This is a genomic window from Streptomyces sp. NPDC057249, assembly GCF_042669245.1.
Classification (GTDB): Bacteria; Actinomycetota; Actinomycetes; order Streptomycetales; family Streptomycetaceae; genus Streptomyces.
Window position 1 is genome coordinate 1 of the sequence record NZ_JBHUXS010000007.1, and the last position, 25,509, is coordinate 25,509.

Consider the following 25,509-nt stretch of genomic DNA (forward strand, 5'->3'; position numbering starts at 1 on the left):
CCCTTCCGTCATCCGGAAGGGACCGGGCCCGCGGTCGTTGTCCTGCGGGTGCTTTACGAGAACGGGTCGAAGTCCCGGTACTCCTCGGCGACCTCGTCGCGCTCGGCCTCGCGGTCGCGGCGGCGCTGAGCGGCCGGACGCGGCTCCTCCAGGCGGTGGTCCTCGCCGCGGCGGCCCAGCATCTCGGCACCGGCGGTCACCGTCGGCTCCCAGTCGAAGACGACCGCGTTGTCCTCGGCGCCGATCGCCACGCCGTCGCCCGCCCGGGCCCCGGCCTTGCGCAGCTGGTCCTCGACGCCGAGCCGGGCGAGCCGGTCCGCGAGGTAGCCGACGGCCTCGTCGTTGTTGAAGTCGGTCTGGCGCACCCAGCGCTCCGGCTTCTCGCCGCGCACCCGGTAGATGCCGTCCTCCTCCAGGGTGACGGTGAAGCCGGCGTCGTCCACGGCCTTGGGCCGGATGACGATGCGGGTGGCCTCCTCGACCGGCTTGGCGGCGCGCGCCTCGGCGATGATGCCGGCGAGGGCGAACGACAGCTCCTTGAGCCCGGTCCTGGCCACGGCGGACGCCTCGAAGACGCGGTAGCCGCGCGCCTCCAGGTCGGGGCGGATCATGTCCGCGAGGTCCTGGCCGTCCGGGATGTCGATCTTGTTCAGGACGACGATGCGGGGCCGGTCCTCAAGACCCCCGTACAGCTTCAGCTCCTCCTCGATCATGTCGAGGTCGGAGACCGGGTCACGGTCCGACTCCAGCGTCGCCGTGTCCAGGACGTGGACGAGCACCGAGCAGCGCTCGACGTGGCGCAGGAACTCCAGGCCGAGGCCCTTGCCCTGGCTGGCGCCCGGGATCAGGCCGGGGACGTCGGCGATGGTGTAGACGGTCTCGCCGGCGGTCACCACGCCCAGGTTCGGGACGAGGGTGGTGAACGGGTAGTCCGCGATCTTCGGCTTCGCGGCCGAGAGGACGGAGATCAGCGAGGACTTGCCGGCGCTCGGGTAGCCCACGAGGGCCACATCGGCGACGGTCTTGAGCTCCAGGACGATGTCGCGGGACTCGCCGGGCTCGCCGAGCAGCGCGAAGCCGGGGGCCTTGCGCCGGGCGGAGGCCAGCGCGGCGTTGCCGAGGCCGCCGCGGCCGCCCTGGCCGGCGACGAAGGCGGTGCCCTGGCCGACGAGGTCGGCGAGCACGTTGCCCTGGCGGTCGAGGACGACGGTGCCGTCCGGGACGGGCAGGACCAGGTCCTGGCCCTCCTTGCCGGTGCGGTGGTCGCCGCCGCCGGGCTGGCCGTTGGTGGCCTTGCGGTGGGGGTGGTGGTGGTAGTCGAGGAGCGTGGTGACGGACTGGTCGACGACCAGGGTCACATCGCCGCCGCGGCCCCCGTTGCCGCCGTCCGGGCCGCCGAGCGGCTTGAACTTCTCACGGTGAACGGAGGCACAGCCGTGGCCTCCGTTACCCGCGGCGACATGCAGTTCGACGCGGTCCACGAAGGTGGTCATGGGTGGAACCTCCAGTTGCATACCTGCGGAAAGACTTCGCTCGCCCCCGTAAGGGCAACACGCGAAAGGCGGACCCACTTCCCCTCTCGGGAAGTGAGGTCCGCCTCCACGTCATACCGCTCTACGAGCGCCGGGAATTCAGCCGGCGATCGGAACGATGTTCACGACCTTGCGGCCACGGTGCGTGCCGAACTCGACCGCACCGGCGGCGAGGGCGAACAGCGTGTCGTCGCCGCCACGGCCGACGCCCGTGCCCGGGTGGAAGTGGGTGCCGCGCTGGCGGACCAGGATCTCACCGGCGTTGACGGCCTGGCCGCCGAAGCGCTTCACGCCGAGCCGCTGAGCATTGGAATCGCGCCCGTTCCGGGTGGACGATGCGCCCTTCTTGTGTGCCATGTGTTCTCAGTCCCTTACTTCGCAGCCGCGGGAATACCGGTGACCTTGATCGCCGTGTACTGCTGGCGGTGACCCTGGCGACGGCGGTAGCCGGTCTTGTTCTTGTAGCGAAGGATGTCGATCTTCGCGCCCTTGTGGTGGTCCACGACCTCGGCCTGGACCTTGATGCCGTCGAGCACCCACGGGTCGCTGGTCACGGCGTCGCCGTCGACAACGAGCAGGGTAGAGAGCTCTACCGTGTCGCCAACCTTGGCAGTGGAAATCTTGTCAACCTCAACGATGTCGCCGACAGCAACCTTGTGCTGGCGACCACCGCTGCGCACGATGGCGTACACGCGGATCTCACTCTCACTCGAAGCGGAAACCTCTGATGCCAGCCGCTCACACGGGTCCGGGAACCCGTGACGATCCGGAGTGGACGAGCGGCCTCTCCCGTACGAGCGGGAGGTCGGTGCTCAGAGGTGTGGCGAACAAACGCCGACGGTCAAGGTTACGGGGCCCCGCACAGCCGGTCAAACCGGGCCCGGCGCCTCAGGCCGCGACGCTCCTGACGTACTCGGCGTACGCGTCCCTGATCCCGTCCTCCGACAGGTTCAGGTGTTCCAGGATCGTGTACCGGCCCGGCCGGGTCTTCGGCGCGAACGCGACCACCCGGACGAACTCGTCCGCGTCGAAGCCCATGTCCTCGGCGGTGACCGGCAGCCCGTAGCGCCGCAGCACCCGCGTCATGCGTACGGACTCCTGGACGGCGCCCCGCAGATGCATGGCGAACGCCGCGCCGAGCCCGCACTGCTCGCCGTGGCTGGCGGCCCGCTGCGGGAAGAGCAGGTCGAAGGCGTGGTTGATCTCGTGGCAGGCGCCGGAGGCCGGGCGGCTGTCACCGGCCACCGACATCGAGATCCCGGTGAGCACCAGGCCCTCCGCCAGCACCTGGAGGAACGCGTCGTCGCCCAGGCCGCCCGGGTGGCGCAGCACGGCCTCGCCGGCCTGCCGGGCCATCGCGGCGGCCAGGCCGTCGATGTCCTCGCCGTTGACCCGGTGGGCCAGCTCCCAGTCGGCCACGGCCGAGATGTTGGACAGGGCGTCCCCGATCCCGGACCGGACGAAACGGACGGGGGCCTCACGGATGACGTCGAGGTCGATGACCACGGCGATCGGGTTCGGCACCCCGTACGAGCCCCGGCCCGCGTCGTTGTCGAGCGTGGCGACCGGGGAGCAGAGCCCGTCGTGGGACAGGTTCGTCGCCACGGCGACCAGGGGCAGCCCGACGCGCGCCGCGGCGAACTTGGCGCAGTCGATGATCTTGCCGCCGCCGAGGCCGACCACGGCGTCGTACCGCCCGGACTTCATGGCCTCGGCGAGCTTCACGGCGTCGTTCAGCGTGCCGCCGCCCACCTCGAACCAGGAGGCGCCCGGCAGGCTGTCCGTGAGCCGTTCGCGCAGAGCCCGGCCGGAGCCCCCGCTGATCGCCACCGCGAGCTTGCCCGAGCCGGAGATCCGCTGATCGGCGAGGACGCCCGCCAGATCCGCGAGGGCTCCGGCCCGGATGTCCACGACGACCGGCGCGGGTATCAGCCGGGTCAGTACTGGCACGCGATCTTCCTGCCCTTGGCGAGGTCGTCGTGGTTGTCGATCTCGACCCACTTGACGTCGCCGATCGGCTCCACGTCGACCTTGAAGCCGCGGTTGACGAGCTCCTGGTAACCGTCCTCGTAGTAGAGGTCCGGGTCGCGCTCGAAGGTGGTCTTCAGCGCGTCGGCCAGCTCCTCGGCCGCCTCGCCCTCGATGAGCGTGACGCCGATGTACTCACCGGTGGCCTCGGCCGGGTCCATCAGCTTGGTGATCCGGCGCACGCCCTTGCCGTCCTCGACGACGACCTTCATCTCCTCGTCGGCGAGGGACTTCACCGTGTCGAGGGCGAGGATGATCTTCTTGCCGTCACCGCGGGCGGCCAGCAGCGTCTTCTCGACGGAGACCGGGTGCACGGTGTCGCCGTTGGCGAGGATGACGCCGTCCTTGAGGGCGTCCCGGCCGCACCACAGGGAGTAGGCGTTGTTCCACTCCTCGGCCTTGTCGTTGTCGATCAGCGTGATGCTGACGCCGTACTTGGCCTCCAGCGCCGCCTTGCGCTCGTACAGGGCCTCCTTGCGGTAGCCCACGATGATCGCGACCTCGGTGAGACCGACCTCGGCGAAGTTGCCGAGCGTCAGGTCCACGACGGTCAGGCTCTCCTCGTCGCCCTCGGGGCCGACGGGCACGAGCGCCTTGGGCAGCGTGTCGGTGTAGGGACGCAGACGACGGCCGGCGCCGGCGGCCAGAATCATGCCGATCATGGGGTTCTCCTCGGTGCGGTGCGGTGTTACGGGTGTCTGGGATCAGGAGTACGGGCCGGGCGGGCGGGTCAGAGCTCCGAGGCCACGTAGGTGCGCAGCCAGCTGCGGAAGTCCGGGCCCAGGTCCTCGCGCTCGCAGGCGAGGCGGACGATGGCCCGCAGGTAGTCGCCCCGGTCGCCGGTGTCGTAGCGCCGGCCCCGGAAGACCACGCCGTGCACCGGGCCGCCGAGCTTCTCGTCGGCGGCGAGCTGCTGGAGCGCGTCGGTCAGCTGGATCTCGCCGCCCCGGCCCGGCTCGGTCTCGCGCAGCACGGCGAAGACGGCGGGAGCCAGGACATAGCGGCCGATGACCGCGAGGTTGCTGGGGGCGTCGCCCGGCTCCGGCTTCTCGACCAGGCCGGTGACCCGGACGATGCCGTCCTCGGGGGTGGGCTCCACCGCCGCGCACCCGTAGAGGTGGCTCTGTTCGGGCGCCACCTCCATCAGCGCGACGACGCTGCCGCCCTCGCGCTCCCGGATCTCGGTCATCCGGGTCAGCAGCGGGTCGCGCGGGTCGATCAGGTCGTCGCCGAGGAGCACCGCGAAGGGCTCGTCGCCCACATGGGGCGCCGCGCACAGGACGGCGTGGCCGAGGCCGCGCGGGTCGCCCTGGCGGACGTAGTGCATCGTCGCGAGGTCGCTCGACTCCTGGACCCGGACCAGCCGCTCGGCGTCGCCCTTGCGGGTCAGCGCCGACTCCAGCTCGTAGTTCCGGTCGAAGTGGTCCTCCAGCGCGCGCTTGTTGCGCCCGGTGATCATGAGTACGTCGCTCAGGCCGGCGGCGGCGGCCTCCTCCACGACGTACTGGATCGCCGGCTTGTCCACGACCGGCAGCATCTCCTTGGGAGTCGCCTTCGTCGCCGGCAGGAACCGGGTGCCGAGCCCGGCGGCCGGTATGACGGCCTTCTGGATCTTGCGCATGTGGGGCTTTCGTGTCGGGGGCGGGAGGGCCCGGCGCCGTGACACGGTCCGGCCGGCCCCGGGATGGGACCGGCCGGACCGTGTCACGCGGGACGGATCAGTCCTCGTCGGCCGTGGCCGTGACGGCCTGAGCGGTCTGCTGCTCCGCCGCCACCGTCTTCTTCGCCGCCGCCTTCTTGGCCGTCGTCTTCTTCGCGGCCGTCTTCTTGGCCGCGGTCTTCTTGACCGCCGCCTTCTTCGCCGTGGCCTTCTTGGCGGTCTTGCGGGCCGCCTTCTTGGCCGGAGCCGCGTCGGGCTCCGCCTCGGGGGTCTCCGTGGCCTCGGGGGCCTCCGGAGTCTCCACGACGACGACCGCAGCGTCCTCGGCCCCCGCGGGGGGACCGGCGGGCGCGCTGACCTTACGGGTGGCGCGGCGCCGGACCCGCGGCGGCGCGGCCGGCTCCTCGGCCGGGGCCTCGGCGTGGGACGCCTCGACCACCGGGTCCTCGGCGGCCACCGGGTCGGGGCCGGGGGCCGGCTCCTCGGCGGCGGGCGACGCGAGCTCGGCCGGTTCCGCCGGGGCCGCCTCGGTCACGGCCGCCTCGGCCGGGGCCGGCGAGCCCGCCGGAGCGGTCGCCTTCCGGGTGGCCCGGCGGCGCGTCCGGCCCTGCGGGGCCTCGGGCACCTCGGGCGTCTCGGCCACCGGCTCCGGGGCCGCGACGGGCTCCGGCTCGGCGGCCGGCTCGGCCACGGTCTCCTCCACCGGGGCGGCGGAGGTCTTCGGGGCGCCGGCCGGGGCGGACGCCTTGCGGGTGGCCCGGCGGCGGCCACGGCCGCGTGCGACGGCGGCCTCGGCCTCGGCGGCGCTGCTGTACAGCTCCTCGTCCGGGACGAACTCGGGCTCGGGCAGGGCCACCGGCGCGGCTGCCTCCGCGGCCACCTCGGCCTCGGTCTCGGCCTCGGTGTGCTCCTGGACGTGCTCGTGGCCGTGGTCGTGGTCCTGACCGCCGCCGCGGCGCTTCTTCGAGCGCTTGCCGCCCCCACCGCCGCCCACGGACGTGGGCTGCTCCATGTGGACGATGACACCGCGGCCGTTGCAGTGGACGCAGGTCTCGGAGAAGGACTCCAGCAGCCCCTGGCCGACCCGCTTGCGGGTCATCTGGACCAGGCCCAGCGAGGTGACCTCGGCGACCTGGTGCTTCGTACGGTCGCGGCCCAGGCACTCCAGCAGGCGCCGCAGCACCAGGTCCCGGTTGGACTCCAGCACCATGTCGATGAAGTCGACCACCACGATGCCGCCGAGGTCGCGCAGCCGCAGCTGGCGCACGATCTCCTCGGCCGCCTCCAGGTTGTTCTTGGTGACCGTCTCCTCCAGGTTGCCGCCCTGGCCGGTGAACTTGCCGGTGTTGACGTCGACCACGACCATCGCCTCGGTCTTGTCGATCACCAGCGAGCCGCCGCTCGGCAGGTAGACCTTGCGGTCCAGCGCCTTCATCAGCTGCTCGTCGATCCGGTACGTCGCGAAGATGTCGACCTCGGAGGTCCACCGCGACAGCCGGTCCGTCAGGTCGGGCGCCACGTGCGAGACGTAGCCGTGGATGGTCTCCCACGCGTCGTCGCCGCTGACGATGACCTTGGAGAAGTCCTCGTTGAAGATGTCCCGGACGACCCGGACGGTCATGTCCGGCTCGCCGTACAGGAGCGTCGGCGCGTTGGAGCTGCCGGTCCCCTTCGCCTTCTTCCGGATGTCCTCCCACTGCTGCTGGAGGCGTTCGACGTCACGGCGCAGCTCGTCCTCGCTCGCGCCCTCGGCGGCGGTGCGCACGATGACGCCCGCGTCCTCGGGGACGATCTTCTTGAGGATGGTTTTGAGCCGGGCGCGCTCGGTGTCGGGCAGCTTGCGGCTGATCCCGGTCATCGAGCCCTCGGGCACGTAGACCAGGTAGCGGCCGGGCAGCGAGACCTGGCTGGTCAGGCGGGCGCCCTTGTGGCCGATCGGGTCCTTGGTGACCTGGACCAGGACCGACTGGCCGGACTTGAGCGCGGTCTCGATGCGGCGGGGCCCGTGGGCCATGCCGAGCGCCTCGAAGTTGACCTCACCGGCGTACAGGACGGCGTTGCGGCCCTTGCCGATGTCCACGAAGGCGGCCTCCATGGACGGCAGCACGTTCTGCACCTTGCCCAGGTAGACGTTGCCGACGTAGCTGGTGGCCTGCTCCTTGTTGACGTAGTGCTCCACGAGCACGTTGTCCTCGAGGACGCCGATCTGGGTGCGCTCGCCGCTCTGGCGGACGACCATGACGCGCTCGACGGCCTCGCGGCGCGCCAGGAACTCGGCCTCGGTGATGATCGGCACCCGGCGGCGGCCCTGCTCGCGGCCCTCGCGGCGGCGCTGCTTCTTGGCCTCCATGCGGGTCGAGCCCTTGATGGACTGGACCTCGTCGAAGCCGGTGCCGGGCTCCCGGTCCTCCTTCTTGCGGGGCTCGCGGACCTTGACGACGGTGCGCTCCGGGTCGTCCGAGCCGTTCTCCGCCTCGGACACCGCGTCACCGCTGCGACGACGGCGGCGCCGGCGACGGCGGCTGCTGCTCGTGCCGGAGGCGGCGGACTCGCGCTCGTCGTCCTCCTCGTCGGCCTCATCCCCGGTCTCCTGGGCGGCCTCGGGCTCGTCCTCGGCCCGGTCGGCGGCCTCGTCGTCCGTCTGCGGCTCGGCGCCCTCGTCCTCGGCGGCCTCGCCCCGGCGGCGGCGACGGCCGCCCCGGCGACGGCGGCGCGACGGGCGGTCGCCGTACTCGTCGGTGTCCTCGCCGTCCTGCTCGGCGTCGGCGGCCTCCGGCTCCTGCTCGTCCTCGGCCCGCTCCTGCGCCGGGGCGGCCGTCACCGGTTCGGTGGCGTCGGCCTCGGCGGCCTCACCGCGACGGCGGCGCCGGCGGCGCGAGCCGCCCTGGGACGCGGTCTCGGCGGGCGCGGCCTGCTCCTCACGGAGCGGGGCGACCTCGTCCTCGGGCTCCTCGTGCGAGGCGGCGGCTGCCGCGGCTGCCGCGGTCTCCGGGGTCTGGAACATCGGCTCGGCGAAGACCGGCGCCTGGAAGACGGCGACGGCCGGGCGGGCGGCCCTGCGGCCGCGGCGCGCGGGCTCCTCCGGCTCGGCGGTGAACTCGGGGCGGCCGGCGGCGGCGGTGGCCCGGCGGCGCTGACGGCCGCGCGGGGCGGCCTCCTCGACCTCGACGGGCTCGGCGGCCAGCTCCTCCACGGCGGCCTCGGGCAGGCTCTCGCCGGTCTGGGCCTCGGCGGGCTGCTCGGCGGCGGCGGTCTTCGGCGCACCGGCCGGGGAGGTCGCCTTGCGAGTGGCGCGGCGGCGGCCACGGGGGGCCTCGGCGGGTGCCTCGGGGGCGACGGGCTCGGTGGCGACCGGCTCGGCGGGCGCCTCGGTGACCTCTTCGGCCTCCTCGGCCTCCTCCGCCTCTGCCGCCTCGTCGGTGACCTCGGCCGCCGGCTCCACGGGCGCGGCGGCCTGCGGGGCACCGGCCGGGGCGGAGGCCCGGCGGCGGGTACGGCCGCGCGGGGCCTCGGCGGGCTGCTCGGCCACGGCTTCGGCGACCGGCTCGGCGACGGGCTCCGGAGCCTCGTCGGTCTCCGTCACGCTCTCGGCGGCCTTCGGCGCACCGGCGGGCGAGGTGGCCTTGCGCACCGCACGGCGGCGGCGGGGGGCCTCGGCCACCGGTTCGGCGGCGGGCTCGGGGCTCTCCGCGACGGGGGCCTCCTCGACGATCTCGACCGGCTCGGCGGCCTTCGGCGCACCGGCGGGCGAGGTCGCCTTGCGGACGGCACGGCGGCGCGGGCGCGCCGGAGCGGCGCTCTCGGCGGGCTCGGGGCTCTCCACGACGGGGGCCTCCTCAACGGTCTCGGCCTGCTCGGCGGCCTTCGGCGCACCGGCGGGGGACGTGGCCTTGCGCACGGCGCGGCGGCGGGGGGCCTCGGCGACCGGTTCGGCGGCGGGCTCCGCCACGGGCTCGGCGGCGGGCGCCGCGGCCTCGGGCTCGGCGGTCAGGGGCTCGGCGGTCACGGGCGCCGCGGCTTCGGGTGCCGCGGTCTCGGCCTGCTCGGCGGGCTTCGGCGCGCCGGCCGGGGACGTGGCCTTGCGGACCGCGCGGCGGCGGGGGCGGGCCGGGGCGGCCTCGGCGGCCGGATCGGCGCTGCTCGGGGACTCTGCGGCGTCAACGGCCGGTATGGCCGACGCGTCCGCGGTGGCCTGCGTCCCGGCCGACGGCGGGCCGGCGGGGCGGGAGGCGGCGCGGCGCCTGCGGCGCGGGGGCAGCTTGTCCCCGGGGGTGTTGTTGTCTTCTGCGTTCCCGGCGGTGCCGGGTTCGTTCGGCTGGGGCATGCGGGCGTTTCTCCCGTCGCGCTCCCGGGCGCCGCACCTGATTCCGGTCCGGCTCGGTCCGCGGGTGGCCGCGGCACCGCCGTCCGGGGCGCGGGCGCCGCACGGGAGCTGAATCTTGGCTCGCCGGTTCCGTACGCGGTGTGCGGACGGCCTGGCGAAAGTCTTATGGGTCAGCGCGCGGCCCGGCCCAGGTGGCTCCCGAGCGCGAGGGCTGCGCTACGACGACCGCCTTACGCGGAACCTGCACCTTCGGGCGCCGTCGCGACGGCGGTCCCGGTGGCCGTGGTTGATGCGGCCGGGGCTGCCTCGCGGTCGGGCGCGAGCGGGTCGGTCACCGTGCCGGACTCCTCGTCGAAGAGCCCCTGCGCCAGCCTGGTCACCGCTGCGGGGACCGGCGGCGCCAGGTCGGCCACTACGCGGAGACCGGACAGGACGTCGTCAGGCCGTACGGCAGGTGTCACGTGCCGAACAACCAGGCGCAGTATCGCACAGGCCCTGTCACCCGGCCTATCAGCCGGACGATCAAGGGTCTGGAGGTCGACCACGGCGGCACGGGCGTCGAAGGCCCGCATCCCGTTCTTCGTACGGCGCTCGACCTCGACGGTCTCCGCCGCGACGAAGGCGGACACGGCCTTCTCCGCCTCCTCCGGGGTCACCCCGTCCAGGCGGATCTCCCAGACGGAGGCGGTCAGCCGGTCGGCGAGACCCGAGGTGCGGGCCTCGACGGCGTCCGTGATGTCCAGGCCGTCCGGCATGGAGTCGTTGAGCAGCTCACGCAGGACACCCGGGTCACGGGGCTCGGTGAGGGCGATCTCCAGGAACTCGGCCTCGCTGCCCGTACCGGTGGGGGCGGCGTTGGCGTACGACACCTTGGGGTGCGGGGTGAAGCCCGCCGAGTAGGCCATGGGCACCTGGGAGCGGCGCAGCGCCCGCTCGAAGGCACGCTGGAAGTCGCGGTGGCTGGTGAACCGGAGGCGGCCGCGCTTGGTGTAGCGCAGTCGGATGCGCTGCACCGCCGGTGCGGGCGGCGGGCCTTCGGGCTGTCGCTTGCCCAGTGGTTCTTCTCCTCGGTGCGGGGCGGGCGCGGTCGCGCGCCGCCCTCGAAATGCGGGTGCCCCGGCGGTCCGGTCCGGCTCACCCCTGCTGTGCGGATTTCTCCGGGAGCGGGGAGAACTCTGGTCCTGGCGCCGCGCCGGGCACGGTCGTTGCACTACCCAGAGTACGCGCACGGGGGCTTCCGGGTTCCCCGGGCTCGGGTTCGGCGGGCGCGCCGACCAGGGCGCGCCAGGCATCGCGCCTGGCCCGGCGGACGGTTTCCCGGGCCGCGCGCAGCGTCCGGCCGGTCGTTCGGCCCACCGCGCGCAGGGCCCGCCCGACGGGTGCCAGGAAGGCGTCGCGCACGAAGTGGCCGACCGGGACGCACACCGTGCGGTACGCCCAGCGCACCGGCGCGGCGATCAGGTTCCGGGCGAGCCAGGCGAGCGCCCGGCCGACCGCCCGGGAGATGTGTCCGGCGACCCGCCAGGCGATGCCGAGCGCGGCGGCGACCTCCCGGCCGACCGGGGTCAGGACGCGCCGGTACACCCAGACGACGGGCGTGACGAGAAGCACGACGACGAGCCACCGCAGCGCGACGCCGAGGCCCCGGAAGAACGCCTCGATCCCCCGGATCACCAGATCCACCACCCAGGCGATGCCGTGGCCCAGCGGGGTGAGCACCCGCCGGTACACCCAGACGAGCGGGACCACCACGAGGTACCGGACCAGCCAGGCCGCGACAAGCCCGACGGGCACCAGGAGGTACCGCCACAGCAGCACCACCGGCATCACGAACACCATGGTGAGCAGCCACTTCAGGGCGGAGCCCAGCCACCGCGCCGCCGGGACCAGCACCTCGCGGTACAGCCACCGCAGCCCGTGTCCGAGCGGGGTGAGCAGATGCGCGTACACCCATTGGAGCGGCACCACGATCCCGTACCGCACCACGGGCACCACGACGTGGCGCCAGAGCGCGACCCACGGCCATACGAACACCGCGCGGGCCAGCCAGAGCAGGGCGTGCCCCAGCGGAACGCAGACGTACCGCCACAGCCACCGCGCCGGGACCACCACCAGCACGTCGAAGAGCCAGGCCAGGGCCCGGCCGAGCGGGCGGAACAGCACCCGTTCGGCGGCCCGGGCGGTGACGACGAGGACGTCCCACACCATCCGTACCGGCAGGACGACCAGGAGCACCACGATCCGGACCGGAATCCGGATGAGCGTGGTGAGGCAGCCGTCTCCGCCCTCGTAGTGCGCGGGCGCCTGGTGGGCGCCGTACTCCGTCGGTGCCCGGTGCTTTCCCTGTTCCATGCACCCAATGACGCGAAGGCCCGGCCGGGGGTTTCCCCGGACCGGGCCTTCGTCACCGAGCTGTCACACGCCCGCGGCCACTTCGCGGCTCACTTCACGACCGTGAGCGGCAGAAGCTTCTTGCCGGTGGGGCCGATCTGGATGCTGGTGTCCATCTGCGGGCAGATGGACACGCGACTAAATCCATCGCTACTCTCCGAGCCATGAAGACGTACGACATCGAAGCCGAGTGGACTGCTGCGGACCTGGCACTACTCAAGGAGCTGAAGAAGGCGGAGGCTCTGCTTCCTGCGGACGCCCCGCGCGCTCTGCTCTCCATCCGCCTGTCCGTACTTACGGAGGACACCACCTCGCCGGTGCGGCAGGAACTCGACCTTCGCCTACTGGCCAGGGACAAGGGGTACCGCGTCGTCGGCGTCGCTTCCGATCTCAACGTCTCGGCGACGAAGGTTCCACCGTGGAAGCGCAAGGAGCTCGGCGAGTGGCTGAACAACCGATCACCCGAGTTCGATGCTCTGCTCTTCTGGAAGCTCGACAGATTCATCCGCCGCATGTCGGATCTCTCCACCATGATCGAGTGGTGCCAGCGGTACGGAAAGAACCTGGCCTCGAAGAACGACTCGATCGACCTTGAATCCACTGTCGGTCGGATGATGGTCACGCTCATCGGGGGTATCGCCGAGATCGAGGCGGCGAACACGTCGACCCGCGTCGCTTCGCTCTGGGACTACACGCGGACTCAAGACGCATGGTTCGTCGGTAAGCCTGCCTACGGCTACGTGACGACGAAGGCGAACGGAAGGCCAAGCCTTGCCATCGAGCCGAACGCACACAAGGCGCTGCGCTGGGCCCGCCGCATGGCACTACGGGGAGTGTCGGCCCGGCGCATGTCTCTCTGCCTCGTCCGCTCCGGTCTCATGTCCGAAGGGCTCACCACGACGACTCTCCTCCGTCGCCTCCGCAACCCGGCGCTCATGGGATACCGAGTGGAGGAGAACAAGAACAAGGGTGTGCGCCGCTCCAAGCTGATCCTCGGACACGATGGCAAGCCGATCAGGGTGGCCGAACCGATCTTCACCGAGGACGAATACAACGAACTCCAAGAAGCCATCGACCGGCGCGGCAAGAACCAGCCCCAGCGTCAGACGCACGGCGCTACGCAGTTCCTCGGTGTCCTGGTCTGCGCCGACTGCACGTCCAACATGACGGTGCACGTCACGTCCAACAATTTCGGCCAGTACCGGTACCTCCGGTGCCAAAAGTGCAGGAGCGGGGGGCTCGGTGCCCCGGACCCGCAGGGTGTGTACGACGTACTTGTAGGGGACGTGCTGCGGGTGCTCGGCGACTTCCCCGTGCAAGTACGCGAGTACGCCCAGGGTGCTGAGGCTCGGGCAGAGGTGAAGCGGCTCGAAGAGGCCATCGCCTACTACATGAAGGGACTTGAACCGGGAGGCCGCTACACGAAGACGCGGTTCACTCAGGAGCAGGCAGAGAAGACGCTCGACAAGCTCACGGACGAACTGAGTGCGATCGATCCCGAGACCACACAGGACCGATGGACTCTCATCCACAACGGGAAGACGTTCCGTGAAGCATGGGAGTCCGGAGGGATGGAAGTCATGGCTGAGGACCTCCGCCGCGTGGGCATCACGTGCGAGGTCACACGCACCAAGGTCAAGGGCGTGCGTGCGCCCTCCGTACATCTGCGTCTGAAGATTCCCCGTGACGTACGCGAACGGCTCGTCATCAAGAGCGACGACTTCGCAGCGAAGCTCTGACAGCAGGGACAGGGAGGGGCTCGGCTTGACAGCCGAGCAACCCGCCACGTAGGAATACCTCCCCGCTCCTTGACGGAGCGGGGACCGTAGCTCCCACCGTTCAGCGGTGGTAGAGCTGGCCACTCCGCGAGAGGCCGCGATCCCGAGGGGCTCGCAGGGACGTCGAGGGACTCCCGAAGCGCAGGACGGAACTGCGCGACTTCCAACCGCCGAGCCGTGGCTACGTGCTGCGCTCCATCGACAGGAGTCGCGAACCCTTGAACATCACGAGCGAAATCGTCTGGACCTGTGAGGCGTGTGCGTCGCCCCTCATCGATGGACACGCCCACACCTGCGGCCCCAACGACGGGAGCCGCGACCAGTGACTATCAGCTTCGGTCATGACCGCCCGTGGGGCGGGGTCTCTCAGCATGAGTACCGGCGCATGGCGCAGGACCATGGGCACCCGCTCGCGTACCGGGTCCACTTCGCCGCCATCGGATGGGCCGACCGCCACGGACACGCCGCGTTCGAGCCGGGCCGCCTGGCCGCACTGCTCGGCAAGGACGGCAAGCGGCTATCCGACCAGAGCACCCGCAACGCGGTAGCACGCGCCAAGGATCTCCACCTCATCTCGCCCCGTTCCGGCGCGGCCTGCCTGGTGCTTCCGCCTCACCTGTTCCAGAAGGCCAAGGGTGCGCCGGTACCCTGCCGCGTCCACCAGGACAGGTGACCGCACACCACGCGTGTAGTCAGAGCACGCCTGGCGTGTGCTCATACAGCACCTGACCTGCACGAACGTTCACGCCCTCTCTTATCTATTTGGCTCCAGTGCAGTGCGGCCCCCTCCGGGGCCGACAAGGCGTAGCCCCTTGGCTCTACGGCGAACGGAAGCAGGGCGCGGCAGCGCCCACAAGGCAGGGCAGCGGCGAAGGGATAAGCGGCAGGCGGCGGCTACGCCGCCACAGTCCGCAGCCACTACGACAGAGCGGCCCGCAAGGGCCGAAGGAAGAAGCCCGGGAAGCAAGCCCAGCGGGGCGCTGCCACGCCCCCAGAGAGCTTGCCCGCAAGCAGTAGGGGCCTACTCCTTTGGCCGCTACGCGGCCACCTGTCGCAGCCACCTGGGGCGCCAGTCAGCCCTTATTCCTTGCACTCTTCCGCCGTCGCCCAGGCGGCAGGCGCAAGCCTGTGACCAGGCGCTACCCCGCAGCCGGCCGGACCCGAGAGCCCACCTGGGAAGGTCTGAAACCGTGGCACGATCTGAGCTGCTAAGACTAGGCGGTGCGAGCTTGCCCCTTTCGGGGGTCACCCCCCGCCCCCTCGCCAGCCTGCTTCGACGGGCGTAACCCGAGCGGTCCGGTCGGCGTTGTCCAGACCGTGACAAGGGATGAGTGGATCGCTTACTGGCTTGCTCGCGCGCCGAGGCTTGGTGAAGAGCAGCTCGAAACAGTGCTTCGGCACTTCGGTATCGAGCGCACCCCGGGCGGTGAGTGGCGATCGACCGGCGTCGCTAAGAGTGACCAAGGCCATGCGTCTCAATAACCATCGATAGTGAGACGGTCTGCCACCGTCCCGTCGGTGTCCGTTTCGCTTCCGTCTCGCCGTCTCATAACCCGTCTCAAAAGATCCGTCTCATCACTGACTTTCGAGACACGTTTATGAGACGGTCCTGTCATGACGAAGACGATCACCCCGGCCGAACAGGTCGAGCGCCACGACTGCCCGAAGTGCCAGGCACCCGCAGGAAGCCCCTGCCGTACCGGCGCGGGCAAGGTGGCAGCGAACTACCACACAGGCCGCTTCGCTCTGGTGCCCGCGCTCAAGGCTGAGCTGACCGTGAAGACTCCGGCCGACCGCAACCCCGGTAAGGCATGGGCGCAGGGCGCAACCGTGGCACAGGCACCCGAAGGGACGCCGGGCGCAGCGATCCGGCTTGGCTACGCTCGTTGCTCGACCGTGGGTCAGGAACTCCAGTCCCAGTTGGACGCGCTTGCCGGGGCGCAGTGCACCCGCGTGTTCTCGGAGAAGATCAGTACCCGTGTGAAGGAACGCCCGGAGCTGGAGAAGGCGCTCACGCTGGCACGCGAGTTCAAGCAGGCAGCACCTAACCAGCCGGTCATCCTGACCGTGGTCGAGATGAAGCGTCTCGCTCGCAGTGCGGCAGAGCTGATGTCCCTGTCCTCCGCCCTTCAGGCGGACGGCATCCAACTGGAACTCCTGTCCGGTCCCCTCCAGGGTGTGTACGACCCGAACGGGGCGGGCGCGATCGTGTTCGCAGTTCTCGCCGTCAGTGCGGAGGTCGAGCGGGAAGGCATCCGGGAGAAGACGTTGGAAGGCTTGGACGCTGCGGCCCGCAAGGGCAACCACGGAGGACGCCCGACCGTGGTGGACGACGACAAGCTAGCCGTGGCCCGTGCCCGGTACGCCAAGGGCGAGAGCGTGAGCGCCATCGCTAAGGCGCTGGGGATCTCCCGCGCCACTCTGTACCGGCACATCGGCGAGAGCGCCTGAGACGGACCTCTGCCCCTGTGTGCGGCGTGCCGCGCAGGGGCAGAGACTTCCGCACCAAAGGCCCCTCCCCGTCAGGCCGTGACTTCGGAGTGAGCCGGTACCGGCGGGCGAACGCCCGTCAGGATCTCCGCGTGAGCGAGCAGACAGGGAGCAAGGTCCGGGTACCAGCCACGGGCGACGGCTTGCAGCATCTCAGCCAGGGCCGCGAGTTCTCCGATTCGGCCGGCTGGACTGTCCAGGATCGAAGCGAACCTTTTCCGGATGCGGTCCGCTACGCCCGGCACCAGCAGGCTGTTCGCGTGGAGTAGACCCGCGTCGAAGCCGAGGGGCACCCGCCCCCACCGCTCCCAGTCCAGCAGGTTCATGGGCACGACCGTGAGGTTGCCCCAGTGCAGGTCACCGTGCCCTGTCATCCGCTCCACCTTGGCCGGGGCAGGGATACCGAGGAACAGCGGGAAGGCGCGTTCCATCCACTCGTCCCGGACGGTGACCCTCACTCCGTCCGCTTCGCTCAGCGTGCCGAGTGCCTGGCACAGGTCGTCCCACCATGCGTCAGGCAAGCCGGGGTCGCGGTCCAGGTCCGCCCGGCCCGGGGACACAACGGGTTGTGCCACGTAGTCGAAGGCTTCCGCCTCGAACGCCCACTCGCTGTCAGTCCAGTCGTGCACCGCGTGCAGGCGTGGACGCGGGACAGCGTCAGACACCAGCAGGGATGCGCCGACGATGCCCTCCCCCTGCATCCGGCCCGCGTTCCTCAGAGCAGTGCGGCTCACCCGTAGCCACCGGTCCCCCGCTCTCCGGCCGAGGGTGACCCCTTGGAACCCCCACGCCAACGGGCCAGTGCACGTCAGGGCCAGAGCCTTCGCCGCCCGGTCGTGGGCGGCTTCCATCAGGGTCTGTACGTCCTCACTCGGAGGAGAGTTCATCGGTCACCTTCCTGAGTTCTCCGGCCGTCAGAGAGGCAGCCAGAGCTTTCGCCGCATCGTCCCAGTGCTCGCGGGTGCTCGCCGAAGTCAGGACCACATCGAGGCCGGGGCACGATCCGGCAGCCAGCAGGGCAGCGGCTGCGGGCGACAGGCCGGGGCGGATGAAGTCCACCAGTTCCGGTGTCATGGCACTGAGCAGTTCGCCGCCGTGCAAGGGAGCAGACCCGAACGTGATGAGCCCCGCGTCTTTCGCGCCCATCAGCGGTCCAACCCCGTTGAGCGCTCGTCTGATCAGGTCGTCCATGATCAGGCTGACCGGCATCTGCAAGCCCGTGAGGTGGTGCTCTACCGAGCCCGCTGCCTCTCGGGCCAGGCCGAGCAGCTCGGGGACCGTGAACGCTTCGGAGGTCAGACCCGACCACGTAGCTACCCCGTAACCGCCGATCCGGCCAGCCTGGGAGTATTCCTCCAGCACGGCGAACGCTTCCCGTACACGCCCGTGTAGAGCGGAACGGTCGAGGCCGTGCCCGTGGTGCTCAGGGTTGTGCACGAACACGATGTCCGCCCGGCCGAGCACGGCCAACGAACGCTCCGTCTGCCATCGAACGAAGTGCGGAGCGAGGCTGTGCCCACAGGCGGCCTCTTCCTGGCTGAGTACCCTCTCCGCCTGAGCGGCGTGCCCTTGCTTGCCCGTGAAGAACCCCGTCTTCGTGGATACCCGCACGGTCGGGTACGTCCGGAGTACCGGGCGCAGCGCCTCGTGTGCGTAGCCGTGGGCGTAGTTGGGTGCCGTGTCCACCCATGGGCTACCCGCAGCCAGGGCGGTACGTGCCGCCTGACCCACGGCACGCACGCGGTACGTCCCCAGGGACAGCACGGCCGTCACCGCTCTGACCCCACGACCGCGACGACGTGCCCCTCTATGAGGGCCGAGACAAGCTCGGCCATGTCCTTGACCTCCAGTCCCGCACGATCGGCGATGTCCCCGAGCGTGACGGGCGCACCCGTCAGCAGCGTCCTCAGGGCAGGTTCGGCCGACTCGGCGAAGTCGAAGGCTGTACCGGCCGCCGAAAGCGTCACGGTGCCGTGTGCGCCGTTCGATGTCAGGCGGCCCCGGGAGGTGGTCATCTTGACCGTGATCCCCGGCTGTGCGGGCAGCCCGTCCACGTAAGGCAGGGAGGGGATCGCGTGGCCGAGGTCGGTCGTGTCGATGGACTCCGCCCACCGCTCCACCAAGCGGGGGTCAGCCATCATGTCCAGCACCTCATCACGCAGGGCACCGATGAAGTCCGACTGATCTACCGGGGGCAAAAACCGCGGGACGTCCTTACGCAGTGCGAGGGACGACCGGAGCTGATCCACGACCCAGAGCATGAGATCCGCGCCCGTGTGCGGAACCATGCCGAACGTCAGGTGTAACGACTCTGTCCCTTGGTCTGCGGTGACCGCGTGCCACCAGCCGCGCGGCAGGTAGAGCACGTCACCAGGGGACAGAACGATGTCGGCTACCGGGTCACCCTCGGGTGTCTCGGGAGACTCCACGTCCCGGAAGGTCGGAGCCTCTCGGGTGGAGCCGTACAAGCGCCACCGCTTAGAGCCGTGAACCTGCACCACCACCACGTCGTGGTCGTCCCAGTGCAGCCCGAAGCCCTCCCGATCGGTCCAGGACGCGTATGCGTTGGCCTGTACGGACGTGCCGAGGAACCGTTCGAGACCTTCGGCAGCCGCACCCACGGCCGGGTGGATCTTCTCTACCGAGTCGAGGACCAGCGACGCCCCGTCCTTGAGCTGGGCGTGGAACTCGGCCGGCTGGATACGGGACCAGCTCACCGCGCGACGGTTCGTGGTCGGGATCGCGTAGCGGTGAAGGGGGACCATCTCGCCGTCGAGCGACAGGCGCAGCCGGGGCGGCTCAAGACGCTGCGAAGCGATGATCCGATTCAAGTCGTCGAAGGAGAACAGGCCCGCCGTATCGGCGGTGCCAGGGAAGTGCGCGTAGGAGCGGTGGTACGTCTGGGCGAGGAACGCATCCCCACCCAGACGCCCCGCCCACGAAGCTGCATCAAGCATCGTGGGCTACCCCGCTAGTCGTTGCCGTCGGAACGGCCACTGGTGTTGTCCGACTCCTGCTCGGTCCGCGTCCGCGCGGCCACGATCTTGCGCTTCGCGATGAGCAGGCCACCCCCCTCGGGGGCCACCGATCCGGCGTTCTCTTCCACCATCGGACTTACCTCTCTACTCGGGAACACCCGCCGGGAATCCGGCGGGGAGTCTGGGAAGGCATCAGCCTCACGGCAGCTACCGCATGGCGATGACTCCGGCCACAACCAGGGCGGAACCACCGAGGACCATGGCTAGGTAGAGCGGACCCGCGTACCGGCCTACGTGGCGCAGCGTCCACTTCGCTAAGCCCGGCATCAGTGCTCTGTCGGCACGCGGAGTGCCGCCGCGATCTGCTCGACCGCGTCAGCGCGGATCATGCCGAGGTGGACGTACGCGCCTCCGGTGTTGGTCACCACGGGTCGCACGCTGCTCCACGCGCTCTCGGGGATGCCCAGTACGGCGAAGGCTGCGCGCAAGGACTCGGCCGCTTCCGTCGCCGTGGTGCGCGACTGTCTCCAGGTCCGCATCTCCATCAGGCAGCCACCGCCTTCGGGCAGTCGTTCGCGTGGCGGTACGTGGCCAGAGGTGGCCCGGACGCCCGGTCGAGGACGATGCGACGGGCAGCTTCCATGGGCTGCAAAGGACGCAGACACGCAGCACAGTCGTGCCCCGCAGGGGCATAGGTCACGTACTCCAGCACGCCCCGCTCCGGGGCCTCCTCGCTCACCCTGACCATGTCGCCGCCTCCGCCTGCCTCGGTGTGCAGACGACGCTAGGGACCTACGGGCATGCGGCTCTACCTTGTTGCACGCTGTTGCACGGGATCACCCGAGCGTGGAGAGCGCGTCACGGATCAGGCCCTTCGCCGGCTCGCCCCGCACGGCCACCCGTGACAGCTCAACGAAAGCGCGTAGGTAAGTGTGGATCTCGCCGGGAGTGGTCAGGTTGATCTCAGCCGTCAGCGTCTCCACAGCCACTTGCTGATCGTCGAAGGAGTAGAAGGCTTCGAGCGGCCACACCGTTCGGCGTGCCTGCTTCGGGATGATGCCGAGCGCCACGTTCGGCCGACGCATGACAGTGAGCAGATGCTCAAGCTGGTCCCGCATGGCTTCGTCATCGCAGACCCGGTAGTGGAGAACTGTTTCTTCGAGGAGCAGCGCGAAGCGGTGGTCACCCTCACGGATCACCCGCGACCTGTCGAGCCTGGCAGCCACCGCGTCAGCCACGTCATCCGGTGTGCCCTGAAAGGCCGTGATGGCTCTCAGAAGCCCTGTCGCGTACCCGGCGGTCTGGAGCATGCCCGGCATGACGTTCGAGGCGTAGACGCGGAACGAGCGGGTGCGCTGGTAGAGCGGGACAGTCTGCTCATGGACACGGCGCATGCCGTCCTTGTGGATCTGCCGCCACTCGACGTACATGGACTCGGCGTTCCGCGACGCGGCGATGAGGTCAGCCGCCTGGCCGTCCGCTCCGCAGGCCGAGCACCACGCCCGGATGTCCGCATCCGAGGGAGGCGTGATCCCCCGCGCGATGCGGGAAGACTTCGCCCGGTGCCAGCCGCACCGAACGGCCAGCTCATGACCAGACAACCCCGCGTCTTTCATCAGCCCTTGCAGGCGGGAGGCAACCGCCTGACGCGCGGCTTGGGCACTGGAAAGCGGAGAGGTAGGCATGAGCTGACCGGCCAGGAATCAGACGGTGTACTTCTCGTGCGGGATACCCCGCTCCCACACCGCCTCGAACGCCGACGCGCACAGCTTGGCTACGGCCGCGTCCTCCGTCTGGTCGGTGTGGACCCACCTGCCGACGCCGTCGAAGACGTTGAACTGAACAAGCCTGCCGTCGAACAACCAGAAGTCGTTGCCCGGCAGGGCCAGATCCGAAGCACTGCGGCGGGGCAGCCAACGGATCTGCTCTCCGGCCGCCACGTTGGTGAAGGTGCCGGAGTGCTCGAACGCGATGTAATCGCTGACCGGCTCCGACACGATGCGGGCACGTCGGATGACGACACCCTTAGCCGTGACCTCCTGCACCAGGTCCAGCCACGGACGCCACCAGGAACTCCGGTCATCCGGGTCCAGCCGGTGCCCCTCCTGCCACGCCGCGAAGCCTTCGATCTCGTTGTCCACGCCGTACCCGTCGCGCATCTCAAGATGCACGGCTGACTCCTGCACTGACCGGATGAGGTCAGAGAAGTCAGTCAGACTCTGCGACACGAAGCGCCTCCCTGAGAAGCGGGACCATCCGCTTCGGAACCCTGATCACCGACTCATGCCCGGGGATCAGAACGTCCCGCGAGCTCTCGCCCGTGGTCTGCTCATCTGCTGTCCACCCCTGGATCACAAGATCCTTCGACTCCTGGTCCACCCACACAGCAGGTGATCCGTGATCTCCGGACTCAGGATCTTTACCAACGAACCGTAAGGCCATAAGGTCCCTCCCTGTCGAGCGCGTTGCGCCTGGTTGCACGACCCTCACCCTGCCGGACTGTGCTGGTCAAGGGGGCGTGTTCACCCCAGCCGGGCCAGGGGCGGTTGCGTCCCAGGGAAGGCACGCAAAAGGCGTCCGGCTCTGTGTCGGGCCGGACGCCCTCTACCTACCTACACCCACTCCACGGCCGAGACGATGCGCCCGCCGTCTTGCCGAGGGGCGGGGAGCGGCGTTCGCCGCAGCGTGCGCGAAGCCTGCTCACGCTCTCTCGCCCCGAGCCCTCGAAGGATCTCGGCCCGCTCCGCATCGGTCATGCCCGCGAGCGACTCAGCCATCCGCCGGACAGCATCTGCGCTGGTCACGAGGGCTTTACCACCGTGAGCGGAAGCATCTTCTTACCGCTCTCGCTCAGTTGTGGCCATGTGTCGAACTGCGGGCACACCCCGCAGTCGAAGCACGGGGTCCAGCGGCAGTCCTCGACCTCGGTCTCGTCCAGCGAGTCCTGCCAGTCCTCCCAGAGCCAGTCCTTGTCGAGGCCCGAGTCCAGGTGGTCCCAGGGCAGGACCTCCTCGTAGGTCCGCTCGCGGGTGGTGTACCAGTCGACGTCCACTCCGAACTCCGGCAGCGTCGCCCCGGCGCTCTTCATCCACAGGTCGTAGCTGAAGTACTCGCGCCAGCCGTCGAACCGGCCGCCGGCCTCGTACACCGCGCGGATGACGGAGCCGACCCTGCGGTCGCCGCGCGAGAGCAGGCCCTCCACGATGCCGGGCTTGCCGTCGTGGTAGCGGAAGCCGATCGAGCGGCCGTACTTCTTGTCGCCGCGGATCTTGTCCCGCAGCTTGGCGAGCCGGGCGTCGGTCTCCTCGGCGCTGAGCTGGGGCGCCCACTGGAACGGGGTGTGCGGCTTGGGCACGAAGCCGCCGATGGAGACCGTGCAGCGGATGTCGTTCTGGCCGGAGACCTCGCGGCCCTTGGCGATCACGTTGACCGCCATGTCGCCGATCTGGAGGACGTCCTCGTCGGTCTCGGTGGGCAGCCCGCACATGAAGTACAGCTTCACCTGGCGCCAGCCGTTGCCGTACGCGGTGGCGACCGTGCGGATCAGGTCCTCCTCCGAGACCATCTTGTTGATGACCTTGCGCATGCGCTCGGAGCCGCCCTCGGGGGCGAAGGTGAGACCGGAGCGGCGCCCGTTGCGGGTCAGCTCGTTGGCCAGGTCCACGTTGAACGCGTCGACGCGGGTGGAGGGCAGCGAGAGGCCGATCTTGTCGTCGGTGTAGCGGTCGGCGAGGCCCTTGGCGATCTCACCGATCTCGGTGTGGTCGGCGGAGGACAGCGAGAGCAGGCCGACCTCCTCGAAGCCGGTCGCCTTGAGACCCTTCTCCACCATCTCGCCGATGCCGGTGATGCTTCGCTCCCGCACGGGGCGCGTGATCATGCCGGCCTGGCAGAAACGGCAGCCGCGGGTGCAGCCGCGGAAGATCTCCACGGACATCCGCTCGTGGACGGTCTCGGCGAGCGGGACCAGGGGCTGCTTCGGGTACGGCCACTCGTCCAGGTCCATCACGGTGTGCTTGGACACCCGCCACGGCACGCCCGACCTGTTCGGCACGACGCGGCCGATGCGGCCGTCCGGCAGGTACTCCACGTCGTAGAAGCCGGGGACGTACACGCCGCCGGTCCGTGCGAGGCGGAACAGGACCTCCTCGCGGCCCCCGGGCCGGCCCTCGGCCTTCCAGGCGCGGATGATCTCGGTGATCTCCAGGACCGCCTGCTCGCCGTCGCCGATGACCGCGCAGTCGATGAACTCCGCGATCGGCTCCGGGTTGAACGCGGCGTGGCCGCCCGCGAGCACGATCGGGTCGTCGACGCCCCGGTCCGCGGCGGCCAGCGGGATGCCGGCCAGGTCCAGGGCGGTCAGCATGTTGGTGTAGCCCAGCTCGGTGGAGAAGCTGAGCCCGAAGACGTCGAACGCCTTGACCGGGCGGTGGCTGTCCACGGTGAACTGCGGCACCTCGTGCTCGCGCATCAGCGCTTCGAGGTCCGGCCAGACGCTGTAGGTGCGCTCGGCGAGGACGCCCTGGCGCTCGTTGAGTACCTCGTACAGGATCATGACGCCCTGGTTGGGCAGCCCGACCTCGTACGCGTCCGGGTACATCAGCGCCCAGCGGACGTCGCACTCGTCCCACGGCTTGACGGTGGAGTTCAGCTCACCGCCGACGTACTGGATGGGCTTCTGCACATGCGGGAGCAGAGCTTCGAGCTGTGGGAAGACCGAATCGACAGACATCGCGAACTTTCGAGAGCCGGCAGGGGTGACCATCCAGCGTACCTCGCTGCTCAGCCTCCCGGCGCCCGCCGGAGGCGGGCCCGGTGCGCCCGCCGCCAGACCCCGGGCAGCTCGCGCTCGGTCGCGGCGGCGGCCGCCTCCTCCCGCCCGTACACCAGTCCCCAGGTGAACGACGGCTCCCCCGCCGCGTGCGCCTGTACGGCAAGGGCGCGCAGGGTCTCGCGGGCGACGACGCCGTCCTGGTGGTCGCCGAGGAGGCTCTGTACGGCCTTGAGCCGCTTGGCCGCCTTCTTCGCGGGCCTGCCGAGTGCGGGGCGGGCGGCCTCCGCCGCGTACCGCGCGCGTTTCGCGGCCTTGCGGGCGCTGTGCAGCGCGGCGTCCCGGTCCGGCCCCGGCGGCAGCTCCAGGGCGTGCGCCACCCGTCCGGCGAGGCGCTTGTGGTCCTTGCGGACCGCGCGGGACAGCTCGTCGGCCGGCGCCGCGGCGGCCCCGGGCAGCAGCGGAGGAACGGCGAGCAGCGCGTCCAAGGCGCGCAGCAGGTCCAGGTGGCGCGCGGAGTCCAGGGCGGCGGTCGTGCGCCGGCGCGCGTCCTCGTGCTCCGCCGCCGACCGGAGGCGCAGCCGCGCCCGGGCCGGTCCGACGACCAGCGTGGCGGGCAGCTCGCCGAGCCGGGCGCGCAGCCGGGCGTCCAGCACCTCTCGGTCCCGGTCGATCCCCAGCTCCCCCGCGAGCCACTTCAGCTCGGTGCCCAGGGGGCGGGTGGCCTCGCGGTCCAGGACGCGGCGGTGGGTGCGCAGGGCGCTGCGCAGCCGTCGGGTGGCGACGCGCATCCGGTGCACGGAGTCGGGCAGCCCCCGCCGCACGGCCGGGTCGAGCGCCACGATCGCCTCGGCCTGGCGGCGTACGTAGGCGAGGACGTGGTCGCCGGCGGTGCGCGGTTCGGCCGGGCCGCCCTGCTCCGGGGCCCGTCCCGTCTCCGCCAGTGCGCGGGCGAGCTTGGAGTGGGCGGCGGAGGGCCGGATGCCGGCCTCCGCCAGCGCGCGGCCGACGGTGTCGAGGAAGGCGGGGTCGCCGCCGTCGGCGAGCTCGGCCTCGATCTCGGTCCAGGCCGCGGTGCGGTCCCCGCCGTTCAGCCGCTCCGCGAGGACCTCGTCCACACTGAGCTCGGCCAGCGGGGTGCCGTCGTCGCCGGTGAGGACGTGGACGTCGCGGACGGAGACCAGCCGGACCACGGGGACGACGGGGGCGCCCAGGGTCCGGGAGCGGATCAGGGCGGTGAGGCGGGCCGGCACGTGGTCGGAGAGCGGGGCCCGGATCTCGTCGCGGACGCCCTCGGCGACGGGGAGTTTCAGGTGCCAGCCGGCGTCGGAGCCTCCGGTGCGGCGGCGCAGGGTGACGTTGCCGGCGGCGAGGCGCAGGTCCTCGGTGTCGTAGTAGACGGCGTCCAGCTCCATGGCGCCCTCGTGCGCGACGGACCCGACGCCGGCCACCCGGCCCAGGTCGGGCAGCCGGGTGGCGTCGGTGGCTTCGTACTTCCGCTCGATCTCGCGCTTGGAGTCCGCCATACGACGAATCTAACGCGCTGCCGGGAAACCG

At 70.7% G+C, this 25,509-nt stretch carries 21 protein-coding genes; 3 read left to right on the forward strand and 18 right to left on the reverse strand.

Annotated features, from left to right (window positions below):
* Positions 1-53: 53 nt before the first annotated feature.
* From obgE to ACFUJY_RS14675, 9 genes are all read right to left on the reverse strand, one after another.
* Entirely contained in the window at positions 54-1,493 is a 1,440-nt protein-coding gene (gene obgE / locus ACFUJY_RS14635; RefSeq protein WP_383298655.1) for a GTPase ObgE, read from the reverse strand.
* 138 nt (positions 1,494-1,631) lie between these two features.
* On the reverse strand, positions 1,632-1,889 hold the full coding sequence (gene rpmA / locus ACFUJY_RS14640; protein ID WP_018103204.1) for a 50S ribosomal protein L27: 258 nt from the start codon (positions 1,887-1,889) through the stop codon (positions 1,632-1,634).
* 14 nt (positions 1,890-1,903) lie between these two features.
* A complete protein-coding gene (gene rplU / locus ACFUJY_RS14645; protein ID WP_014045903.1) occupies positions 1,904-2,224 on the reverse strand; it encodes a 50S ribosomal protein L21 in 321 nt (106 codons plus the stop codon).
* Positions 2,225-2,420: 196 nt separating this feature from the next.
* Complete coding sequence (locus ACFUJY_RS14650) at positions 2,421-3,482, reverse strand: iron-containing alcohol dehydrogenase family protein (RefSeq protein WP_383298657.1); 1,062 nt, start codon at positions 3,480-3,482, stop codon at positions 2,421-2,423.
* The gene (locus ACFUJY_RS14655; RefSeq protein ID WP_383298658.1) at positions 3,470-4,222 is read right to left on the reverse strand and encodes a sugar phosphate nucleotidyltransferase; all 753 of its coding nucleotides are present in this window, start codon (positions 4,220-4,222) and stop codon (positions 3,470-3,472) included. Before ACFUJY_RS14655 ends, ACFUJY_RS14650 begins: the two co-directional genes overlap by 13 nt.
* A 68-nt stretch (positions 4,223-4,290) precedes the next feature.
* Entirely contained in the window at positions 4,291-5,181 is an 891-nt protein-coding gene (gene galU, locus ACFUJY_RS14660; protein WP_383298660.1) for a UTP--glucose-1-phosphate uridylyltransferase GalU, read from the reverse strand.
* Positions 5,182-5,278: 97 nt separating this feature from the next.
* Entirely contained in the window at positions 5,279-9,544 is a 4,266-nt protein-coding gene (locus tag ACFUJY_RS14665) for an Rne/Rng family ribonuclease (protein WP_383298662.1), read from the reverse strand.
* A gap of 230 nt (positions 9,545-9,774) precedes the next feature.
* On the reverse strand, positions 9,775-10,557 hold the full coding sequence (locus ACFUJY_RS14670) for a TIGR03936 family radical SAM-associated protein (protein ID WP_383298663.1): 783 nt from the start codon (positions 10,555-10,557) through the stop codon (positions 9,775-9,777).
* A 121-nt stretch (positions 10,558-10,678) separates the two neighbouring features.
* Entirely contained in the window at positions 10,679-11,896 is a 1,218-nt protein-coding gene (locus tag ACFUJY_RS14675; RefSeq protein ID WP_383298665.1) for a hypothetical protein, read from the reverse strand.
* 203 nt (positions 11,897-12,099) lie between these two features.
* On the opposite strand from ACFUJY_RS14675, the gene ACFUJY_RS14680 reads away from it, so the two are divergent.
* The 3 genes from ACFUJY_RS14680 to ACFUJY_RS14690 all read left to right on the forward strand — a co-directional run bounded on the left by ACFUJY_RS14680 (position 12,100) and on the right by ACFUJY_RS14690 (position 16,164).
* Positions 12,100-13,674: a recombinase family protein gene (locus ACFUJY_RS14680; RefSeq protein WP_383298667.1), complete on the forward strand. Its 1,575-nt coding sequence runs from the start codon at positions 12,100-12,102 to the stop codon at positions 13,672-13,674.
* Positions 13,675-14,098: 424 nt separating this feature from the next.
* A complete protein-coding gene (locus ACFUJY_RS14685; protein ID WP_258036404.1) occupies positions 14,099-14,386 on the forward strand; it encodes a hypothetical protein in 288 nt (95 codons plus the stop codon).
* Between the two features lie 941 nt (positions 14,387-15,327).
* Entirely contained in the window at positions 15,328-16,164 is an 837-nt protein-coding gene (locus tag ACFUJY_RS14690; RefSeq protein ID WP_383298668.1) for a recombinase family protein, read from the forward strand.
* Positions 16,165-16,235: 71 nt separating this feature from the next.
* On the opposite strand, the gene ACFUJY_RS14695 is transcribed toward ACFUJY_RS14690, so the two are convergent.
* The 9 genes from ACFUJY_RS14695 to ACFUJY_RS14735 all read right to left on the reverse strand — a co-directional run bounded on the left by ACFUJY_RS14695 (position 16,236) and on the right by ACFUJY_RS14735 (position 25,478).
* Positions 16,236-16,904: a hypothetical protein gene (locus tag ACFUJY_RS14695; protein WP_383298670.1), complete on the reverse strand. Its 669-nt coding sequence runs from the start codon at positions 16,902-16,904 to the stop codon at positions 16,236-16,238.
* Between the two features lie 166 nt (positions 16,905-17,070).
* Positions 17,071-17,976, reverse strand: a complete 906-nt coding sequence (locus ACFUJY_RS14700; protein ID WP_383298672.1) for an aldo/keto reductase — start codon at positions 17,974-17,976, stop codon at positions 17,071-17,073.
* A complete protein-coding gene (locus ACFUJY_RS14705) occupies positions 17,973-19,160 on the reverse strand; it encodes a JmjC domain-containing protein (protein WP_383298673.1) in 1,188 nt (395 codons plus the stop codon). Before ACFUJY_RS14705 ends, ACFUJY_RS14700 begins: the two co-directional genes overlap by 4 nt.
* 14 nt (positions 19,161-19,174) lie before the next feature.
* Complete coding sequence (locus ACFUJY_RS14710) at positions 19,175-19,312, reverse strand: hypothetical protein (RefSeq protein WP_383298675.1); 138 nt, start codon at positions 19,310-19,312, stop codon at positions 19,175-19,177.
* Positions 19,313-19,507: 195 nt separating this feature from the next.
* Positions 19,508-19,726, reverse strand: coding sequence for a hypothetical protein (locus ACFUJY_RS14715; protein ID WP_383298677.1), 219 nt, complete (start codon positions 19,724-19,726; stop codon positions 19,508-19,510).
* 291 nt (positions 19,727-20,017) lie between these two features.
* On the reverse strand, positions 20,018-20,866 hold the full coding sequence (locus ACFUJY_RS14720) for a helix-turn-helix domain-containing protein (protein WP_383298678.1): 849 nt from the start codon (positions 20,864-20,866) through the stop codon (positions 20,018-20,020).
* 18 nt (positions 20,867-20,884) lie between these two features.
* Positions 20,885-21,409, reverse strand: a complete 525-nt coding sequence (locus ACFUJY_RS14725; RefSeq protein WP_383298679.1) for a DUF6879 family protein — start codon at positions 21,407-21,409, stop codon at positions 20,885-20,887.
* Positions 21,410-21,981: 572 nt separating this feature from the next.
* Entirely contained in the window at positions 21,982-23,913 is a 1,932-nt protein-coding gene (locus ACFUJY_RS14730) for a TIGR03960 family B12-binding radical SAM protein (RefSeq protein WP_383298681.1), read from the reverse strand.
* Between the two features lie 50 nt (positions 23,914-23,963).
* Positions 23,964-25,478: a CHAD domain-containing protein gene (locus ACFUJY_RS14735; protein WP_383298683.1), complete on the reverse strand. Its 1,515-nt coding sequence runs from the start codon at positions 25,476-25,478 to the stop codon at positions 23,964-23,966.
* Positions 25,479-25,509: the final 31 nt, after the last annotated feature.

Excerpts from the sequence above, each read along its gene's own strand:
- ACFUJY_RS14715 (WP_383298677.1), bottom strand. The coding sequence starts at position 19,726 with ATGGAGATGCGGACCTGGAGACAGTCGCGCACCACGGCGACGGAAGCG.
- ACFUJY_RS14680 (WP_383298667.1), top strand. The coding sequence starts at position 12,100 with ATGAAGACGTACGACATCGAAGCCGAGTGGACTGCTGCGGACCTGGCA.
- ACFUJY_RS14710 (WP_383298675.1), bottom strand. The coding sequence starts at position 19,312 with ATGGTGGAAGAGAACGCCGGATCGGTGGCCCCCGAGGGGGGTGGCCTG.
- ACFUJY_RS14655 (WP_383298658.1), bottom strand. The coding sequence starts at position 4,222 with ATGATCGGCATGATTCTGGCCGCCGGCGCCGGCCGTCGTCTGCGTCCC.
- rpmA (WP_018103204.1), bottom strand. The coding sequence starts at position 1,889 with ATGGCACACAAGAAGGGCGCATCGTCCACCCGGAACGGGCGCGATTCC.
- obgE (WP_383298655.1), bottom strand. The coding sequence starts at position 1,493 with ATGACCACCTTCGTGGACCGCGTCGAACTGCATGTCGCCGCGGGTAAC.
- ACFUJY_RS14735 (WP_383298683.1), bottom strand. The coding sequence starts at position 25,478 with ATGGCGGACTCCAAGCGCGAGATCGAGCGGAAGTACGAAGCCACCGAC.
- ACFUJY_RS14675 (WP_383298665.1), bottom strand. The coding sequence starts at position 11,896 with ATGGAACAGGGAAAGCACCGGGCACCGACGGAGTACGGCGCCCACCAG.
- ACFUJY_RS14730 (WP_383298681.1), bottom strand. The coding sequence starts at position 23,913 with ATGTCTGTCGATTCGGTCTTCCCACAGCTCGAAGCTCTGCTCCCGCAT.
- ACFUJY_RS14705 (WP_383298673.1), bottom strand. The coding sequence starts at position 19,160 with ATGCTTGATGCAGCTTCGTGGGCGGGGCGTCTGGGTGGGGATGCGTTC.
- ACFUJY_RS14685 (WP_258036404.1), top strand. The coding sequence starts at position 14,099 with ATGGCGCAGGACCATGGGCACCCGCTCGCGTACCGGGTCCACTTCGCC.
- ACFUJY_RS14720 (WP_383298678.1), bottom strand. The coding sequence starts at position 20,866 with ATGCCTACCTCTCCGCTTTCCAGTGCCCAAGCCGCGCGTCAGGCGGTT.
- galU (WP_383298660.1), bottom strand. The coding sequence starts at position 5,181 with ATGCGCAAGATCCAGAAGGCCGTCATACCGGCCGCCGGGCTCGGCACC.
- ACFUJY_RS14695 (WP_383298670.1), bottom strand. The coding sequence starts at position 16,904 with ATGCAGGGGGAGGGCATCGTCGGCGCATCCCTGCTGGTGTCTGACGCT.
- ACFUJY_RS14665 (WP_383298662.1), bottom strand. The coding sequence starts at position 9,544 with ATGCCCCAGCCGAACGAACCCGGCACCGCCGGGAACGCAGAAGACAAC.
- ACFUJY_RS14690 (WP_383298668.1), top strand. The coding sequence starts at position 15,328 with ATGACGAAGACGATCACCCCGGCCGAACAGGTCGAGCGCCACGACTGC.